At 61.7% G+C, this 17,474-nt stretch carries 15 protein-coding genes; 10 read left to right on the top strand and 5 right to left on the bottom strand.

Annotation, left to right across the window (positions count from 1 at the left end; genetic code table 11):
• Positions 1 to 2 precede the first annotated feature (2 nt).
• Positions 3 to 1,535: a S10 family peptidase gene (locus N2A41_RS24050; RefSeq protein ID WP_260109910.1), complete on the top strand. Its 1,533-nt coding sequence runs from the start codon at positions 3 to 5 to the stop codon at positions 1,533 to 1,535.
• A 10-nt stretch (positions 1,536 to 1,545) separates the two neighbouring features.
• A complete protein-coding gene (locus N2A41_RS24045) occupies positions 1,546 to 1,947 on the top strand; it encodes a GFA family protein (RefSeq protein WP_260109909.1) in 402 nt (133 codons plus the stop codon).
• A 26-nt stretch (positions 1,948 to 1,973) separates the two neighbouring features.
• Here N2A41_RS24045 and N2A41_RS24040 read toward each other — a convergent pair whose 3' ends face one another.
• Complete coding sequence (locus tag N2A41_RS24040; RefSeq protein WP_260109908.1) at positions 1,974 to 2,555, bottom strand: Lrp/AsnC family transcriptional regulator; 582 nt, start codon at positions 2,553 to 2,555, stop codon at positions 1,974 to 1,976.
• A gap of 27 nt (positions 2,556 to 2,582) precedes the next feature.
• Between N2A41_RS24040 and N2A41_RS24035 the strand changes: the two genes are divergently transcribed.
• Entirely contained in the window at positions 2,583 to 2,969 is a 387-nt protein-coding gene (locus N2A41_RS24035; RefSeq protein ID WP_222387229.1) for a RidA family protein, read from the top strand.
• Between the two features lie 46 nt (positions 2,970 to 3,015).
• Here N2A41_RS24035 and N2A41_RS24030 read toward each other — a convergent pair whose 3' ends face one another.
• Positions 3,016 to 3,723: a glutathione S-transferase family protein gene (locus N2A41_RS24030; protein WP_222387228.1), complete on the bottom strand. Its 708-nt coding sequence runs from the start codon at positions 3,721 to 3,723 to the stop codon at positions 3,016 to 3,018.
• 114 nt (positions 3,724 to 3,837) lie between these two features.
• Here N2A41_RS24030 and N2A41_RS24025 point away from each other — a divergent pair, with 114 nt between their 5' ends.
• The 4 genes from N2A41_RS24025 (at position 3,838) to N2A41_RS24010 (ending at position 12,068) form a co-directional block, all read left to right on the top strand.
• Complete coding sequence (locus tag N2A41_RS24025; protein WP_260109907.1) at positions 3,838 to 4,728, top strand: LysR substrate-binding domain-containing protein; 891 nt, start codon at positions 3,838 to 3,840, stop codon at positions 4,726 to 4,728.
• A 636-nt stretch (positions 4,729 to 5,364) separates the two neighbouring features.
• Positions 5,365 to 8,907, top strand: coding sequence for a DUF5801 repeats-in-toxin domain-containing protein (locus N2A41_RS24020; protein WP_260109906.1), 3,543 nt, complete (start codon positions 5,365 to 5,367; stop codon positions 8,905 to 8,907).
• Between the two features lie 81 nt (positions 8,908 to 8,988).
• Positions 8,989 to 10,713, top strand: coding sequence for a type I secretion system permease/ATPase (locus N2A41_RS24015; protein WP_260109905.1), 1,725 nt, complete (start codon positions 8,989 to 8,991; stop codon positions 10,711 to 10,713).
• A 20-nt stretch (positions 10,714 to 10,733) separates the two neighbouring features.
• Positions 10,734 to 12,068 carry an HlyD family type I secretion periplasmic adaptor subunit gene (locus N2A41_RS24010; RefSeq protein ID WP_260109904.1) on the top strand — a complete coding sequence of 445 codons (1,335 nt, stop codon included), beginning with the start codon at positions 10,734 to 10,736 and terminating at the stop codon, positions 12,066 to 12,068.
• Positions 12,069 to 12,159: 91 nt separating this feature from the next.
• Here the strand turns inward: N2A41_RS24010 and N2A41_RS24005 are convergent, their stop codons facing one another.
• A complete protein-coding gene (locus N2A41_RS24005; RefSeq protein WP_260109903.1) occupies positions 12,160 to 13,743 on the bottom strand; it encodes a peptide chain release factor 3 in 1,584 nt (527 codons plus the stop codon).
• A gap of 91 nt (positions 13,744 to 13,834) precedes the next feature.
• Here N2A41_RS24005 and dut point away from each other — a divergent pair, with 91 nt between their 5' ends.
• Positions 13,835 to 14,305, top strand: coding sequence for a dUTP diphosphatase (gene dut / locus N2A41_RS24000; protein WP_260109902.1), 471 nt, complete (start codon positions 13,835 to 13,837; stop codon positions 14,303 to 14,305).
• Between the two features lie 70 nt (positions 14,306 to 14,375).
• On the top strand, positions 14,376 to 15,146 hold the full coding sequence (locus N2A41_RS23995) for a hypothetical protein (protein ID WP_222385532.1): 771 nt from the start codon (positions 14,376 to 14,378) through the stop codon (positions 15,144 to 15,146).
• Positions 15,147 to 15,232: 86 nt separating this feature from the next.
• On the opposite strand, the gene N2A41_RS23990 is transcribed toward N2A41_RS23995, so the two are convergent.
• Positions 15,233 to 15,697 carry an Lrp/AsnC family transcriptional regulator gene (locus N2A41_RS23990; RefSeq protein WP_222385533.1) on the bottom strand — a complete coding sequence of 155 codons (465 nt, stop codon included), beginning with the start codon at positions 15,695 to 15,697 and terminating at the stop codon, positions 15,233 to 15,235.
• A 99-nt stretch (positions 15,698 to 15,796) separates the two neighbouring features.
• Between N2A41_RS23990 and N2A41_RS23985 the strand changes: the two genes are divergently transcribed.
• Positions 15,797 to 16,711 (top strand): DMT family transporter, encoded by a 915-nt coding sequence (locus tag N2A41_RS23985; RefSeq protein WP_222385534.1) that lies wholly within the window; start codon positions 15,797 to 15,799, stop codon positions 16,709 to 16,711.
• A 41-nt stretch (positions 16,712 to 16,752) separates the two neighbouring features.
• On the opposite strand, the gene N2A41_RS23980 is transcribed toward N2A41_RS23985, so the two are convergent.
• The gene (locus N2A41_RS23980; RefSeq protein ID WP_222385535.1) at positions 16,753 to 17,271 is read right to left on the bottom strand and encodes a Dps family protein; all 519 of its coding nucleotides are present in this window, start codon (positions 17,269 to 17,271) and stop codon (positions 16,753 to 16,755) included.
• Between the last annotated feature and the right edge of the window lie 203 nt (positions 17,272 to 17,474).

Raw genomic sequence — 17,474 nt, 5'->3', positions numbered from 1 at the left:
TCTTGCGCATACGAACCCTGTTTCTGCTCGCCGCACTTGCGGCAATGCTGACCCCCGCCCTTTCCTATGCGCAGGAAAGCAGTCAGCCGAGGGCAAATGTCCACAGCGGCGCGCGCGACGGCGTATTGAAGCTGCTGCCGGCCGATTCCGTCACAGAGCACGCGCTGACGATCGGCGACCGGAAGCTCGCCTATACTGCAACCGCCGGCACGCTGGATCTCTTCGGCCAGGACGGCGCGCAGACCGGCGCGATCTTCTACACCGCCTATGTCGCGCGGGATGCCGGGCCGAACCGGCCTCTGACCTTTGCCTTCAACGGCGGGCCGGGTGCTGCTTCCGCCTTCCTGCATCTCGGGCTGGTCGGGCCGAAGGTGCTCGATTTCGGGCCGGACGGACGCGACGGCGCCAATGCGAAACTCGTCGATAACGAGCAAAGCTGGCTCGATTTCACCGATCTCGTGCTGATCGACCCGATCGGCACCGGCTGGAGCCGGACGGCGAAGGCCGACGACGCCTCCAATTATTATAACGTCAACTCAGATGCTGAGAGCATCGCCAAGGCGATCGCGCTCTATGTCGCGCACAACAACCGTTCCAACTCGCCAAAATATCTTCTCGGCGAGAGTTATGGCGGCTTCCGTGCGGCCAAGGTCGCCTCGGTGCTGCAGGAAAGCCAGGGAATCATTGTCGCCGGCGCGGTGATGCTTTCCCCCCTGCTCGAGGGCCAGTTGATGTTCAATGCCGATCAGTTCGCGCTCGGCGCAGCGCTGGAGCTGCCGTCACTGGCGGCAGCCGAACTCGACCGGCACAAGGCCTTTGACGAAGAGAAGCAGAAGGCGGCCGAGATCTTCGCGCTCGGGGACTATCTGACGACGCTGGCCGGGCCGCCGCCGACGGGTGCCGACGCCGCCGTCTTCTATGGCAGGATCGCCGGGCTGACGGGCATTCCCGAGGATATCGTTACCCGCAACCGCGGCTTCCTCGGCAATTCCTACGTCAAACATTCGGACGCCGGCAGCGGCGAGGTGATGAGCGCCTACGACGCTTCCTTTGCAGCACCCGATCCCTATCCGGAATCGGATTACGATCGCGGCGACGACGCCATCCTCGACGGCTTCGCCCGCGCCTATGGCGGCGCCTTTGCCGATTACGCCCGCAACGAGCTCGGCTTCAAGACCGAGATGACCTATTCGCTGCTCGACGGCGATATCAGCCGACGCTGGGAGTGGGGTGGAGGACGTGGCGGCGGATCGCGCTTCCAGGCCAGCGCCACCGACAACATCCGGCAGCTGCTCGCCTCGAACTCGGCCTTCCATCTGCTGATTGCACATGGCTACAGCGATGTGGTGACGCCCTATGGCGTCAGCCGTTACGTGGTCGACCATCTGCCGCCCTCGCTCGCCGGCGGCCGCGTCGGGCTGAAGCTTTATCGCGGCGGCCATATGTTCTATACGAAAGCCAATCAGCGGGCGGCCTTCACGGCGGATGCGAAGGCCTTCTACGCCACACACCCGGCCGCTCCGCCGGCAGACTGAGGAATCGCCGATGCATATCACCGGAGGATGCCACTGCGTGGCGATCCGCTATCAGGCGGAGATCGACCCGGAGCGGGTCTCGATCTGCCATTGCACCGATTGCCAGCGGTTGACGGGCTCCGCCTATCGCATCACAGCACCCGCGCGGCCGGGAAGTTTCACACTGACTTCAGGTGAGCCAAAAGGCTACGCAAAATATGGCGACAGCGGCGGTCTCAGCCGTCAATTCTTCTGCCCGAATTGCGGATCGCCGCTCTACCGCACAGACGGCGAAGGCGGCGCCATCGGCATCCGCGTCGGCGGCATCGACCAGCGGCGGGAATTGGTGCCGAAAAAGCAGATATGGTGCCGCTCGGCTTTGCCTGGGCTGGCGAATATCGAAAAGCTGCCACGCTTCGAGAGAGAGGATTAGGCTCAGGCCGGCTTACCATCGCGCCTTTATTCCGGCAGAGGCATACCAGGCCAGCTGTCGGTCACGCCGGCCTGGACCGGACGCTCCAGATAGGTGGATAGGGCGATATAGCTGCGGGTGCCGGTGACGCCGGGGACGGCATGGATCTGGGCGAGAAAAGCTTCCAAGGCCTGCGGGCTGGCGGTGCGGACCTTGAAGAGAACGCTGGCGTCGCCGGCGACCGAATGCATCTCCTCGACCTCGGGAAACTGCAGGAGCTGCACCAGCCGCTCGCTCTTGCCCCAGCCCGCCGCCTCCACATGCACGAAGGCAAGCAACGGTTTGCCAAGGGCTGCGCCATCCAGCGCGGCATGCACGCCCTTGATGGCGCCGGATTGTCTCAGTCGGCGCACACGCTCATGCACGGCCGGCGCCGAGAGGCCGACCGCTTCGCCAAGCCTGGCATAGCTCTGGCTGCTGTCGGCGGCGAGCGCGGCTAATATCCTTCGGTCGAAGGCATCGATGACCGGCTGCTGGGGCCGTCTCTGCCGAAGATCGTCTGTATTTTTCGCCATTCCGCAAACTCCCCTTTCTGCCGAAGAATAATCGCCGATACTGGCATTCTTCAATAGGATATTCGGAGGAAGAGAAATCTCATGGAGATGATCGCGCACAATCCAGCAAACGGGATCTATGCGGCCAGCCCTGATTACATCCATGCGCTGGAGGTCAGGCATCCATCCCGGCTGCTCTTCGTCAGCGGCACCATGGGTCTCGATCAACAGGGAATGGCGGCGGCCGATCTGGAAGGCCAGTTGGATCTCATCTGGTCCAATCTGCGCACGATCCTCACGTCCGCTGATATGACGGTGGACAATATCGTGCGGCTGACGAGCTATCTCAGCGACGGCGCCTTTATCGAGGCGAACCAGAATGCCCGTCTTGGAGCCCTTAACGGCCGCGCCGTGCCGACCACGGCGATCATCGTCGAAACGCTCCGCGACGACTGGCTCGTCGAGATCGAGATCGTCGCCGCCGGCTGACGGCAGATTGGCCGTCGCATCCGCAGGGGTGCGACGGCTGCGGCAATCAGGCCGCCTGTTTCAACAGGCCGAGCGCCTCGGCCAGGTCGACCTCGCCGCGGAAACCGCCACTGCTTTTCGCCTCCTGCCGATGCTCGATCGCATGGGCGAAACGCACGGCCGGCTCCTGCTGCATGCGCTCATAGAGGCGATGCAGGCCGGGAAACTGCCGGCGGTCGACGACCTGGTGAAAGTCGTTCCAGCGGGCGATGCCGACGAAATAGGCATCCGCCAGGCCCGGCCCGTTGCCGAGAAGCCATTCGCGGCCGTCGAGCAGACGCTCCAGCGTCTGATGCGCCTTTTCGACCGCGGCGATGCCATAGGCGGTGAGGACCTGCTTCTCTTCGGGTTTCATCGGATGCTCGATCGCATACCAGAGCGGGCCGAAGGCCTTGAAGAAGGTGGTGTTGAGAAAGGCGAGCATCTGGTTCAGCCGATCGAAATCCGCCGACCCCTGCACAAAACCCAGACCTTTGCCGACTGCGCGGGCGCCGATATGGTGGAGGATCGCCATGCTTTCGCTGATCGCCCTGCCATCTTCGAGCAGCAGCGACGGCGTTTCGCCGACTGCGTTGATCCGTTTGTATTCTTCGCTGGAGACTATTTCCGGCATCTCAACGCGGCAGAGCCGATAAGGCAGGCCGGACCATTCCAGCGCGACGATCGAGCCGAAGGAGCAGCCTTCAGGGACGCCGTAAAACAATATGGGTGACATCAATCGTTCCTTTCAGAATTGAACCCGTTTGGACGCGATGAATATGAGGATGTGGACGATCTTGCGGTAGAGGCTATAAATGCTTCGCAATGTCCACGTATCTGGAAGCTGACGATGGCGCTTTTCAACCTCAACGACCTCCATCTTTTCGTCCAGGCCGTCGACAGCGGCAGCTTTACGGCTGCGGCGAGACATCTCGCCATGCCGAAATCGACGGTGAGCAAGCGGGTTGCAGAGCTGGAGAGGCGGCTTGGCGTGCGGCTGATCCAGCGTACGTCGCGAAGCTTCGCGCTGACCGAACTCGGCCGGGCGTTCTTTCAGCATGCCCGGGCCTCGATCATCGAGGCGGAGATGGCCGAGGGCATCGTGCGGCGGCATCTGGCCGAACCCGCCGGCAGCGTTCGCCTGACCGCCTCGGTGCCGACGGCACAGTTCACGCTGAAGGAGCATCTGCCGGCGCTGGCGGCGCGATTTCCGAAGCTCCGGCTTTCCGTGCATGTGACGGACCGCTTCGTCGATATCGTCCAGGAAGGTTTCGACATCGCGCTGCGCAGCCACCGGACGCCGCTGCCGGATTCGGCGCTGGTGCAGCGGAAGCTCGCCAGCCATCCTTTCTTCATCCTCGCCTCGCCGGATTATATCAGTGCCCATGGCGAGCCGCGCCGGCCGGAGGAACTGACACAGCATGCGACGATCATGACCAGCCTGACGGAGGACCAGTGGCGGCTTTATTCGGGCGGCGATGAGGCTCTCGTCACGCTGCATTCCGTCATGGCGGCGGATGAGCCCTACGTCTTGAGGGAAATGGCCATGGCGGGGCTTGGCATTACCTGCCTGCCGACATCCGTCTGCCGCAAGGCGCTGGCGGACGGGCGGCTGGTGCGGGTGCTGCCGGAATGGACGGCCGGCAGTATCGAGACGACGATCCTGATGCCGCATCGGCGTGGCCAACTGCCGGCAGTGCGCGCCGTCGTCGACTTCCTGGCGGAACGGCTGGCGGGATAACGCTCCGCGGCATAACGCAGCAGACGGAGAAACACTACATTTCGAAGGGTATTCGGCCATCAGCCGCTCCTTCAGGACGTCGAGCTGCGGGGCCTTTAGCCTCCTCTTATCACAACCACTGCCTCGCTTTTTCGACGATCCGCGACGCCCCGGGTCTCCCGCCAGTACTCAGTAAAATCTGAAATGCGGTGTATTCGTCCACGAGCAGATACAAAACGCTCAATGCAGTTCAATACAGCTCCACATTGTAGCTCGAACTGGCTAAGTGCATAACAGTTGAATTTGTAGTATATATAATATTGAGGAGAAATTCGCGTGAGGGGCGCGAGGGGTTAACATAGCTTTCAAAGGACATTTCCGAACTTTACCAACTCTTTCTTGCATATCTGAGGAAGTAATCTTGGGAGTTGTCATTATGCAGCCCTAGTTACGGACTTTAGTCCTAATGTGCTTATAGGCTTTGGTCTTAATACCCTTCCAACTGAGATGGACTAGTGCGCGCTATCGACGACACAATGCTCGTCGATAGAGAGCCGCAAATTCAATGCGCAAAGGGGTAGACCCGCGCGGATGCAATTCGGCATCTGGGGCCGGTATCTCCCCTGCTAATGCGACAGAAACCGAGGGAGAAACTCCATGGCACTCGACATCACGACCCAAGACATCATCATCGACGAGACCACCGGTCTAACGGACAACGATATCAACCCCGCCACTCCGCCGCACAACAATACCACGGTGCAATATTTGTTGGGTCTCGACGCTGCCGGCGGGCTGACCCCACCGGAGGTCGCCTACCAGAGCAATTTCGTCGTGGCCTCGGCGAGCGCCGGGGAAACCATCACCTCGGTCGTTCTCACCCAGAGCGCCTCCGGGACCCCGTTTTCCACCACGGTCGGCGTCAACAGCGGCATCCGCACCGTCGACGGCAATTATGTCTGGCTGTTCCAGGACCCGACACATTCGAACGTGGTGATCGGCGTCATCGGGACCTCTAACCCGCTCACCGAGCCGGCTGAAACCGGGCCGCTCGCCTTCTCGCTGGCGCTGATCGGCACCAGCGCCACCAATGCCGACCTGTACACAGTCCAGTATGTGCCGTTGTTCCATCCCGATGCGACCAATGCCGACGACCGCATCGATCTGACGAACAAGGTGTTCGCCTCGGTCAGTGGAACCTCGGTGGTCAATTTCAGCCAGCTTGGCGATGCCCCGTCCGGACATAACAACTGGTATATTCTCGACGCCGATGCAGCCAGCCCCCAGAAGATCCTGGTCACCGCGCACGACAATGGCGTGCAGGCGGAAGTCAACGTCAGTACCCAAGGCCTGGGTGTCGCATCGCAAGACGTGCGTTTCGGCCGCGAGCTCCAGATCGACCTGATCACCGGCGGCACCCAGAGCGCCGGCAAGAACTTTACCAGCACGCCAACCGCGCCCGACTACGGCACCCACCTCGAGAACGTCTCCACCGCCGGCTTCTCGATCTCGCAGTCGACGCCGACCAGCACCGTCGCCGACATTGAGATCCACGCCTACAATAATAACGACAACGTAGAAGGTGCTGCCTTCCCCACAGACGACAACGATGCCGAGATCAACATCACCGGCGTGACGTTCAAGCTGAACGGCGTGACAAAAACAGCCGCGGAGCTCGGCATCACGGTCAATCTCGCCGGCACTGGATTGATCCTCGGGAAAGTCGGCGAGGGCGTGACGATCGACTTCACGACCGCAGGCGGAGCTGGCGGAACATTCGATCGCTTCACCATCAGGAATATCGACACGGAGAAAGACTTTTTCGATGTCAAAGAGGTGCATTATGGTGGCGAGGTCGGCAACGCTCACAACGAAGAGGTTGGCTCCTTCATCAACTTCGACGACGACGGGCCAAGCATCACGGCAACCGGCACCCCGCCGGTACTGACGGTCGATGAGACCAACCTGACCACCGATGCCAGCGGCGACTTCGCGACCTCCTTCACCGCGAATGCCGGCGCCGATGGCGACGCCATCACCTATGCGCTCGGCATCAGCCAGATCACCAATGTCAGCGGCCTCACCGACACCGCAACCCACCAGTCCGTGCTGCTCTTCCTCGAAGGCGGCAGTGTCGTTGGCCGCGCCGGAGCCGGCGGCCCGGTCGTCTTCACCGTCAGCGTCACCGCTGCCGGCCTCGTCAGCCTCGACCAGGCGCGGGCCGTGGTCCATGCCGACGCCAGCGACCCGGACGACAGCATCACTCTGGCCGCCGCCGACCTCGTCACGCTGACCGCGACCATCACCGACGGCGACGGCGATCACGCCGCAGCCACCCACAATATCGGCCAGAATTTCAACTTCGAGGATGACGCGCCGATAATCGGGATAAAAGGCGGCCCGTTTCCACTGATCGTCGACGAGACCGACCTGACGACCGATGTCAGCGCCCTCGGGGCCGCCTTCGTCGCCTTCCCCGGAGCCGATGGCGTTGGCAACGGTATCACCTATGCGCTCGGCATCAACCCGAACAACAATGTCAGCGGTCTTACCGATACCGAAACCGGCCAGTCCGTCCTGCTCTTCCTGGAAGGCGGCAGCGTGGTCGGCCGCGCCGGAGCTGGCGGTCCGATCGTCTTCACCGTCGGCGTCAGCGCTGCCGGCGTCATCACCCTCGACCAGACAAGGGCGGTCGTCCATGCTGATGCCAACGACCCGGACGACATCACCACCCTGGCGGCTGCCGACATCACCCTGACCGCAACCATCACCGATGGCGACGGCGATCAGGCAACCTCCACCGCCCATATCGGCCAGAGCCTCTACTTCAAGGATGACGGGCCTACGATCACGGTGCCGTTTGACGGCAACCCGGCTCTCATAGGCATCCAGCACGAAACCCTGGCCAACGTGCTCAACGCCTCGGCCAGCGGCGCCTTCGGCTACAATATCGGGGCGGATGTCCATCCGGCGGCTTTCTACACCGCTGGCGGTTCCGACTTTGTCGACCAGGATAGCGGGACGGCCGGTGTCCAGATCGGACTGACCGGCGCGATTACCGGCGGTGGCGGCGGCAATCTCGTCACCTCGAATGTGACGCTGGCGTCAGAGAGCCTCACCTCGGCGACGTTCAACTTCAACTTCACCTATGACAAGGATCCGGCAGCCGGCGTCCAGGCGGGCACGGCGGGCGGCACGCTTGTCTTCGACAAGGCCGGCGACACCTATACCGTCAACCTGACCGACCCGCTGGAAGGCTTCAGCTTCGACGTTCTCCACACCAGCGAGCTCCTGTCCAAGGAGCCGACGAGCAATACCGGCCATCCGCAGATCGTGGTGGAGGGGCTGCAGAAGGATGACCCGAACACGCCTGATGATGAAGACTTCTACGTACAGTTCACGGGCAACGCGATCGACAGATCCCACCCATTCAGCTTGACGAGCAATGGCCAGGGGTCATCCGCCGACTCCACCTTCACCCTCGGTGGTCACGAGATGGTGAGTAACACCAATGAAACATGGGTGTCTGCGACGCAGAGCACCAATGGTGTTGCCGGCGACACCATCCAGAAAGACGAACTGCTCACCCTGCGGTTCTTCAGCAGCAATGTCGGCATTGCCAGCGAGGCCACGACCCCGACGGCGACCGCCGGCGCAATGGCCATCAAGTTCGACGGCATCGGCAACAGCGAGGACCTGATGCTGATCCTCAATCTGATCGACAAAAACGGCGCCGACAATATCGCCGGCACCGCGGACGACAACACGACGATCACCCGGGCCATGTATGTGTCGAATGACGCCATCTACAAGACAGGCCAAGTCCCGACCGCCTACAGCAGCGAGTTCACGCTCGACCAAAATGACGGCCTCGTGATCGTCGAGCAGAACGACTACAACGCCGCCGGCGAAGACTACGTGCTGCAGGGCGCGCAGATCATGCAGTCGGGCAACGGGATCACCGGCAACAATACGGCGATCGACCTGGTGAAGGCGACTGGCGCCAATGGCGGCAGCAATGCGATCGGCGGTCTGGTGAACTTCGACGCCACCGATAATGACGTGTTGAAGATCACCGACATCGGCTTCACCTCGACCGTGACCGAGACGCCGAACGCCAACCTCGACTTCGCCTTCCAGGTGGTCGATGCGGACGGAGACCAGACGGTGATGCAGCACATCCTTGTTGACGTCGCCTGACATATGACCAGCGGGGGCAGCGAAAGCTGCCCCCGTTCTGCCATTGCATGACGTGTTGTCTCGAGTACCAGAGCTGGAAAGATGAAAACCAAACAGCCGCCCCCGGCGCTTCAGGTGGTGATGAAAGAAGCCAGACGGGCGATCCGACCGCTTATCTGGTTCAGCGGCGGCATCAATGTGCTGATGCTGACCGGGGCATTTTACATGCTGCAGGTCTACCACCGTGTTTTGTCCAGCCACAGTCTGGAGACGTTGGCAATGCTGTCGCTGATGGCGGCGGGCGCACTTGCGGCTATGGCGGGGCTGGAGGTGGTGCGCGGCCGCCTTCTGGCAACCGTCGGATCGTGGATGAACGCGCGTCTGGCGCCGGTTCTGCTGACCGCATCGGTGGAATATGCCGCCTCAGCGCCCGGCCAGGTCAACGCCCGTCCGCTGCGCGACCTCGATCAAGTCCGAAATTTCTTCACCAGCCCAAGCATCTTTCCGATTCTTGACGCGCCGTGGGCGCCGCTGTTTTTCGCCGCCATATTCTTCATGCATCCGTGGCTGGGCTGGTTGGCGCTTTGCGGCGGGGCGGTGCTCTTTGCGCTGGCCTTGCTCAACGAATGGCTGACCCGCAAGCCGTTGACCGAGGCGGCAGGCGCACAGTCGCGCGCCTATGTCCAGGCCGAGGCCGCAATCCGCAATGCCGAGGTCGTCCAGGCGATGGGGATGTTGAAGCCCTTGATGGAGGGCTGGAAGACGCAGCAGGACGAGGCAAACAGGGGCCAGGTGCTTGCCGCCAACCGCGGCGGCATCATCTCCGCCATCGCCCGTTGTCACCGGCTGGCCCTGCAAATGGGGATACTCGGCCTTGGGGCTTATCTCGTCCTTCGCAACGAAGCTTCAGCCGGAATCATGGTTTCCGCCTCCATCCTGATGGGTCGCGCCTTGTCCCCGGTCGAACAAGCGATCGGCACGTGGAAGGCGACGGTCGGAGCGCGTGCCGCTTACCGGCGTCTCACCGCCGTCGCCGGGCAGCACCCGGAGGCGACACCGGTTCTGCCACTCCCGCGGCCGAAAGGTAAGTTTGAGGCCGACAATATTGTGCTTACCCGACAGGGCGGCGAGCCTATCCTGAAAGGGATCGACTTCCACCTCGAGGCCGGTGAATCGATGGCGCTGATCGGCCAGAGCGCGGCCGGCAAGACGAGTCTGGCGCGAATACTGGCCGGCGCCTGGCGTCCATCCGGAGGGCGTGCATTACTTGATGGCATGGACGTTGCCCAATGGGCGGCAGAAGACCGTGGTCACTATGTCGGTTACCTGCCGCAGGACATTGAGCTCTTCGCCGGTACCGTCTCGGAAAACATCTGCCGCTTCGCAAAGCTCAGCCCGGTGGTCTTCGACAAGGTGGTCAAGGCCGCGCAATTGGCGGGTGTCCACGAATTGATCAAAGGACTGCCGAAGGGTTACCTCACCGAGATCGGCGAATCCGGCGCGGTGCTGTCAGGCGGACAGCGCCAACGCATCGGCCTGGCGCGAGCACTCTACGACGACCCGGCGCTCATTATCCTGGACGAGCCCAATTCCAATCTCGACCGCGAAGGGGAGGAGGCATTGATCGCCGCCCTCAGCACGGTCAAGGCGACAGGCACGACTGTCATCCTGATCGCGCACCGGCCGAACATCATGGAGACGGTTGACAAGATATTGATCCTCAACCGGGGCCAACAGGACCTCTTCGGTCCACGCGACTATGTCTTCAACGAGCTCGCCGCGCGCGCCCGCAAGGTTAGCCAGATGCCGACCATAGTGGCGAAGTAAGCACGGAAGAGAAAACAGATATGCAGGATATGAAGGTCGTTCCGCTACCCGTTTCGCCACCCGCCGCGCCGGTCCCCCTGCGTCTCACCGGCGTGACGTTCACCGGCTTCGCAATCATGTTCCTGTTCTTCGGCATGGCGGGGGGGTGGGCGACGCTTGCACCATTGGACAGCGCCGCCGTGGCACCGGGCGTTATCAAGGTTGCCGGCGACCGCAAGCTCATCCAGCACCTCGAGGGCGGCATCATCGCAGAGCTGCACGCCGCCAACGGTGATATCGTCAAGGCGGGCAAGGTCCTCATCCAGCTCGACAACACACCGGCAAAGGCGAGGCTTGATCTGATCCAGAACCGGATAGCAACGCGTGAGTCGCTTGCCGCTCGTCTCAGGGCTGAGCGTGACGGCAAGGTCGACATCGAGTTTGATCCGGCATTGCTCGCAAACCCCGCCAAAGCCGCAAAGGACGCGGTGGCCTCACAGCGTGACGTGTTCGCCGCGAAGCACGACAATTTGAAGGACGAGCGGGAAATTCTCAGCCAGCGCCGTCACCAGACCGAGGAAGAGATAACGGGACTGGAGGGGCTTATCGTCACCGAGGACAAGCAGATCGAAGCGCTGGAGGGCGAAACCAAAGACCTAGAAAGCCTGATCAAGCGTGGGCTGGTCACACGCGAGCGGAACCTGATGCTCAGGCGACAACAGCGGGAGATCGAGGGGGAACGCGCCACCAACGTCGCGGCCATCGCTCGCGCCAAAAGCGCCATGGCCGAGATCGACATGCAGATCTTGAACCTCGGCACGGTGCGCCTCAACGAGGCCGTCGAGGAGTTGAGCAAGGTCGAGGCGGAGTTGTTTGACCTCAGACAGGAGGAGCGTTCCGCCAAAGACGTGCTTGCCCGTACCAATGTCGTCGCCCCCGTTGACGGCATCGTCATGGATTTGAAGGTCCACACGGCGGGCGGCGTCGTAAAACCCGGCGAGACACTGATGACCGTCGTGCCGCTCGGACAGCAACTCGTGGTCGAGGCCATGGTCAGGCCAGAGGACGTCGAGACGATCGCCCCCGGACAGCTCGCGCGCGTCAGTTTCCCGGCCTTCGCCCGCTACAGCCTGCCGCCGCTCGACGGCGTCGTGGAGGTCGTATCGGCTGACCGGATGACGGAGGAGCGCAGCGGTGCACCTTATTTCGCCGCGACCGTGGTGATCGACAAGAGCGAACTCGCCAAGCTGGAGGGCCGCAAGCTGATGCCCGGCATGTCGAGCGAAACGATGATCCGGACGGGTGCTCGCACCGTGCTTTCTTATCTGGCTGAGCCGATCGCCCAGAACTTCCGCCGAGCGATGCGGGAAAAATAGCCGTAGGCGGCCCAACGGCTTTTTTGTTATCTGATTGGGCTTGATGACGTGCCAACATCAGCGCCGCCGCGACCGCCTCCCGGTCAATCGCTCACGCCGCCTTGGCGGCGTGATATTCCTTGATGGCGACCATCTTGATCGCCGGATGGCGCTCGGACTCGTAACGCAGCGAAAAACCGTCCTGGGCGAGGAAGACCGGATCGCCGTCGAGATCGCGGGCGATATCGCCGCGTTTGACGGTGAGGAATTTTTCCAGATCGGCCGGCAGATCGGCCGAGATCCAGCGGCAGACGGAGAAACGCGACATTTCGAAGGAGACCGGCAGGCCGTATTCGGCCATCAACCGCTCCTTCAAGACGTCGAGCTGCAGGGCACCGACGACGCCGACGATCGCCGGCGAACCGTCTTCCGGCGAAAACAGCTGGACGACCCCTTCTTCGGCCATCTGCTGCAGGGCTTCCTTCAGCTTCTTCGCCTTCATCGCGTCTTCCAGGCGCACGCGGCGCAGGATTTCCGGCGAGAAGTTCGGCACGCCCTGGAAGACCAGCGATTCACCCTCGGTCAGCGTATCGCCGATCCGGAGCGTGCCGTGGTTCGGAATGCCGACGACGTCACCGGCATAGGCGGTGTCGGCGAGCTGGCGCTGCGAGGCGAAGAAGAATTGCGGCGCCGTCAGGCCGAGCTGTTTACCGGTGCGGGCGAGCCTTGCCTTCATGCCACGCTCGAGCTTGCCGGAGCAGATGCGGGCAAAGGCGATGCGGTCGCGGTGGTTGGGGTCCATGTTGGCCTGGATCTTGAAGACGAAGGCCGTCATCTTGTCGTCGGTCGCATGCACGGTCCTGGTATCGGCGACCTGGTCACGCGGCGGCGGCGCAAAATCGCCGAGCGCGTTGATGAGGTCGCGAACGCCGTAATTGCGCAGCGCCGAGCCGAAAAAGACCGGCGTCATATGGCCTTCCAGGAAGGCTTCGCGGTCGAAGGGACGGCAGGCCTCAATCGCCAGCTCGGTCTCCTCGATGAAGACCTGGCGCTCGTTTTCCGGCAGCCTGTTGGCGACGCTTTGCGGGCCGTTGACCGGTGTTCCCTCGATTTCGGTATCCGAACCGCGCACCGTGTTGGCGGCGATATTGTAGGAGCCGCAAAAGGTCTTCGAGCGGCCGATCGGCCAGGTGATCGGCGCCGTATCCAGCGCCAGCTTCTCTTCCACCTCGTCGAGGATCTCGAAGGGATCGCGGCTTTCGCGGTCCATCTTGTTGATGAAGGTAATGATCGGGATATCGCGCATGCGGCAGACTTCGAAAAGCTTCAGCGTGCGCGGCTCGATGCCCTTGGCGGCATCGATCACCATGACGGCGGCGTCGACGGCGGTCAGCGTGCGATAGGTGTCGTCGGCGAAATCCTCGTGACCCGGCGTGTCGAGGATGTTGAAGACATTGTCGTTATATTCGAAGGTCATCACCGAGGTGACGACGGAGATGCCGCGTTCGCGCTCGATCTTCATCCAGTCGGAGCGCGTCTGCATGCGATCCTTCTTCGCCTTGACTTCGCCGGCAAGCTGAATGGCGCCGCCGAACAGCAGCAGCTTTTCGGTGAGCGTCGTCTTACCCGCGTCCGGGTGGGCGATAATAGCGAATGTGCGGCGGCGGGAGACCGCCTCGGCGAGACTTTCGGCCATGCTTGTGAATCCTGTGGAATTGCCGCGTATCTAGCGATTAAAGCCCGGCAATGCAATTGACCTCGGGCCCTCGGGCGCAAAGTAATAGGCCATGACCATTCATCACGATCTCAGCCCGACGCTGAACCTGATCCGCTTAGCCAATGGCGAAGGGCTCGATCTGCCCGCCTATGAAAGCAAGGGAGCGGCCGGTTTGGACCTGCGCGCTGCCGTCGACGAGGCAGCGCCGCTGACGCTTCTGCCCGGCAAACGGGCGCTGGTGCCGACAGGCTTCATCTTCGAGATTCCCGAAGGATTCGAGGGACAGGTGCGGCCACGCTCCGGCCTGGCCTTCAAAAACGGCATCACCTGCCTGAATTCGCCGGGCACCGTCGACAGCGACTATCGCGGCGAGGTGAAGGTGCTGCTGGTCAATCTCGGCGACGAGCCCTTCGTCATCTCGCGCGGCATGCGCATCGCCCAGATGGTGATCGCACCGGTGACTCAGGCACGGGTGGCGGAGATTACCGCGGCAAGTGAAACGATGCGCGGCGGAGGCGGCTTCGGCTCCACTGGCGTGTGATCGACCGGCTCAACCATTGAAGCCGCTGATGGGTTGATCGGCGGCGAACAGCATTTTGTTGGGGGCGCTTATGTTATTCAAGAGGGCGCTATGGCGCCTGGTTGCGGGACTGGCCGCAGCGCTGGTTGGAACACCTGCGCTTGCGATCGATACTACAAAGCTGCAGTCAATTCGCTCTTCGTTGTCGGTGGAAGAGATCGTGGCTTTTGCCATGGCGAAATCAACAGCGCCGATTCTCGACATCAACAGTCCAATCGACATCAACATCGTCATCAATGCGAAGGGCATGGAGAGGAGTGATATTCAAGCTTTGCAGCTAGAGTTTTTCCGCGTGTTTTTTTGGCTAATGGCTTACGCAGACGTTCGTCTCAATTTCAACGCCAGCCAGTCGATAGATTATTCAGTTGGAGCGCCATATGCCCCTTTCGGTGATCAGAACCAGCTGTCAAACGCCCAGACCGTCGAAGTGTTCGTTGATCGTGATGCACTCAAGCTGGCAAAATTGGGCCAGATAGCAGTGCACGATATAGACACGCTTCGAAGCAAGCCGGACACATTAGAATGCTACCATGAGCGCCGAAAAGGATACCCGGTTATCAACGTGATCGTTGACCGTGATATTAATCCGGTAGGCTGCCTTTACTCAGTGCTGCTGCAGTCGATCGGAATTGAGGGACCTTTCGGTGGGGTTGCTCCAACATATCGCGCCGGGGACGTTCCCGGCTTCAGACGCAATGCCGAAATGGCGGCAGCATATGCCATTCGCGAATGCCGATCTGTCGTCGATAAAAAAGATCAGCTTGAGAAATGCCTGAGAGGAGTTCTCAAGGAAGGGAACTAAGGACCGCGGATTGGCCGATGCCGCCTCGAATTTCCGCGCGAGGCGCCGGCGATGGCAAATTTCCAGGGCTCCTGCTCAGCCAATACCTACCTTTTCCGTGAAAGCGGCGGCAGGCGGCGCTTGACGGGGGAGGCTTTGATCATCGCGGTGTTGGTCTCCGCCCTTTCGGCGACCTTATCGAGGATGCCGTCGAGGTCGGCCATCGACCGGATGACCAGGCGGGCGATAAAACAATCCTCGCCCGTCACCTTGTCGCATTCGATGATTTCGGGAATGTCCTGGATGATGCGCTCGACGATATGCAGCTGCCCCGGCAGCGGACGCACGCGCACGATCGCCTGCAGGGGATAACCGACGGCGGCGGGATCGAGATCGATGGTGAAGGCCTTGATGACGCCGCGCTCCTCCAGCCGGCGCAGGCGCTCGGCGGCACTCGGCGAGGACAGCCCGACCTGCTGCGCCAGTTCCTTCAGCGAGATCCGCGCATTGCCGGCCAGCGCCTCCAGAATGGCTTGATCGATTTCGTCGAGCAATTGCACATCATTAGCCACAGCGGGATATTCTCCTCGTATGATTAGGCGAGATCGGTCGTTTTCCTTCTTATCCTTATATAAAATCGCCCTTCGCCACAATATCCTTATGCCACCAAAATGGAGGCAATCATGGGCAGCGACATCAGACGAGGCACGGCGGAAATGACGGCAGCGATGCTGATCTCGGGGACGATCGGCTGGTTCGTCGTCATATCGGGACAGCCGGTCAGCGGCGTTGTGTTCTGGCGCTGCCTGTTCGGCGCGCTCACTTTGCTTATCATCTGCGGCGCTCTCGGGCTGCTGCGGCCCGGCATCATCACGCTGCGCGCTTTCGGCATCGCCATATCAGGCGGCATCGCCATCGTCTTGAACTGGCTGCTGCTGTTTGCCTCCTATTCTCATGCGACGATCTCGATCGCCACGACGGTCTATAACACCCAGCCCTTCATGCTGCTGGTGCTCGGCGCGCTCTTTCTCGGCGAGAAGATCACCGCCACCAAGCTGTTCTGGCTGGCGCTCGCCTTCGCGGGCATGGTGGCGATCGTCGAAGCAAAACCGGGGACAGGCGGGGCGGCGTCTGACGGTTACGGCCTCGGCATCCTGATGGCGCTCGGTGCGGCCTTCTTCTACGCGCTCGCCGCCCTTGCCGCGAAATGGCTGAAGGGCACGCCGCCGCATCTGATCGCGCTCATCCAGGTCGCCACCGGCATGCTGATGCTGGCGCCGATGACGGATTTTTCAAATCCGCCCGCTGATGTTGGGTCCTGGGCGATCCTGGTAACCGTCGGCGTCGTCCATACCGGGCTGATGTATGTGCTGCTCTACGGCGCGATCCAGAGGCTGCCGACACATCTCACAGGCGCCCTGTCCTTTATCTATCCGATCGCGGCGATCATGGTCGACCGGCTGGCCTTCGGCCACGCGCTGCAGCCGATGCAGATCGCCGGTGGAGCGATCATCCTGCTTTCCGCCGCCGGCATGAATCTCGGCTGGACGCCGCGGTGGCTGCGGTCGCGGGCGCTGGAGAGCTGAACCGGGCGTTCCGATAGGGGGCTGAGACGCCCGGGCCGACATTACCTCTGCGGGCGCATCGTTTCGAACAGGAACCAGGTGCGGCGCTCGCCCTCGTCGATCCAGTTCTCGATCAGGCTGGCGCTCGCGACGTCATTATGCTCGTCGCAGAGGTCATGCACCTCACGCAGCAGCGAAACCAGCTGAGCGTTGTCCTCGCGCAGTTCCGACAACATGTCCTCGGGCGTGACGAAATCCGCGTCATTGTCCGAAAGGCGCTGCTGGCGAGCGATCTGGCCGATGGAGCGCAGCGTCGTGCCGCCGATCTTGCGGGCCCGCTCGGCAATGTCGTCGGTCATGGCGAAGATCTGTTCCGCCTGTTCGTCGAGCAGCAGATGATAGTCGCGAAAATGCGGGCCGGACATGTGCCAGTGGAAATTCTTGGTCTTCACATAAAGCGTAAAGACATCGGCGAGCAGTGCGGTCAGCGCCGCCGAAATATCGGTGATGGCATTGGTCGACAGGCTGGACGGCGTCTTGAGTGGCGAAAGTCTGCGGGTTTCGGCCGGCGTATGGGACATTTAATCTCTCCTTGGTGATGAAAATCTCCAGCGCCACCGGCCGGGAAAACCGCGGCGGTCCGCGCTGCTCGCGCATTTGCAGAGAGAGAAATAGCAAGGCCTGGTCGCTTTCCAAGTAGATCATGGTCTAGCAGACCTATTCCTTATGGTTATGGATCGATCAGCGCCAAAGCATTGATGAGGAAGCGGCGCTTGCCTATAGA

It is taken from the genome of Rhizobium sp. SRDI969, from assembly GCF_025152725.1.
Taxonomy (GTDB): Bacteria; Pseudomonadota; Alphaproteobacteria; order Rhizobiales; family Rhizobiaceae; genus Rhizobium; species Rhizobium leguminosarum_I.
The sequence above is the reverse complement of the archived record's forward strand: the minus strand, read 5'-3'. Positions and strand labels throughout refer to the sequence as shown.

What these genes read in the sequence shown, in the direction of transcription:
- N2A41_RS24010 (WP_260109904.1), top strand. Translation starts at nt 10,734, where the DNA reads ATGCAGGATATGAAGGTCGTTCCGCTACCCGTTTCGCCACCCGCCGCG.
- dut (WP_260109902.1), top strand. Translation starts at nt 13,835, where the DNA reads ATGACCATTCATCACGATCTCAGCCCGACGCTGAACCTGATCCGCTTA.
- N2A41_RS24035 (WP_222387229.1), top strand. Translation starts at nt 2,583, where the DNA reads ATGGAGATGATCGCGCACAATCCAGCAAACGGGATCTATGCGGCCAGC.
- N2A41_RS23985 (WP_222385534.1), top strand. Translation starts at nt 15,797, where the DNA reads ATGGAGGCAATCATGGGCAGCGACATCAGACGAGGCACGGCGGAAATG.
- N2A41_RS24020 (WP_260109906.1), top strand. Translation starts at nt 5,365, where the DNA reads ATGGCACTCGACATCACGACCCAAGACATCATCATCGACGAGACCACC.
- N2A41_RS24005 (WP_260109903.1), bottom strand. Translation starts at nt 13,743, where the DNA reads ATGGCCGAAAGTCTCGCCGAGGCGGTCTCCCGCCGCCGCACATTCGCT.
- N2A41_RS24015 (WP_260109905.1), top strand. Translation starts at nt 8,989, where the DNA reads ATGAAAACCAAACAGCCGCCCCCGGCGCTTCAGGTGGTGATGAAAGAA.
- N2A41_RS23980 (WP_222385535.1), bottom strand. Translation starts at nt 17,271, where the DNA reads ATGTCCCATACGCCGGCCGAAACCCGCAGACTTTCGCCACTCAAGACG.
- N2A41_RS24045 (WP_260109909.1), top strand. Translation starts at nt 1,546, where the DNA reads ATGCATATCACCGGAGGATGCCACTGCGTGGCGATCCGCTATCAGGCG.
- N2A41_RS24030 (WP_222387228.1), bottom strand. Translation starts at nt 3,723, where the DNA reads ATGTCACCCATATTGTTTTACGGCGTCCCTGAAGGCTGCTCCTTCGGC.
- N2A41_RS24025 (WP_260109907.1), top strand. Translation starts at nt 3,838, where the DNA reads ATGGCGCTTTTCAACCTCAACGACCTCCATCTTTTCGTCCAGGCCGTC.
- N2A41_RS23995 (WP_222385532.1), top strand. Translation starts at nt 14,376, where the DNA reads ATGTTATTCAAGAGGGCGCTATGGCGCCTGGTTGCGGGACTGGCCGCA.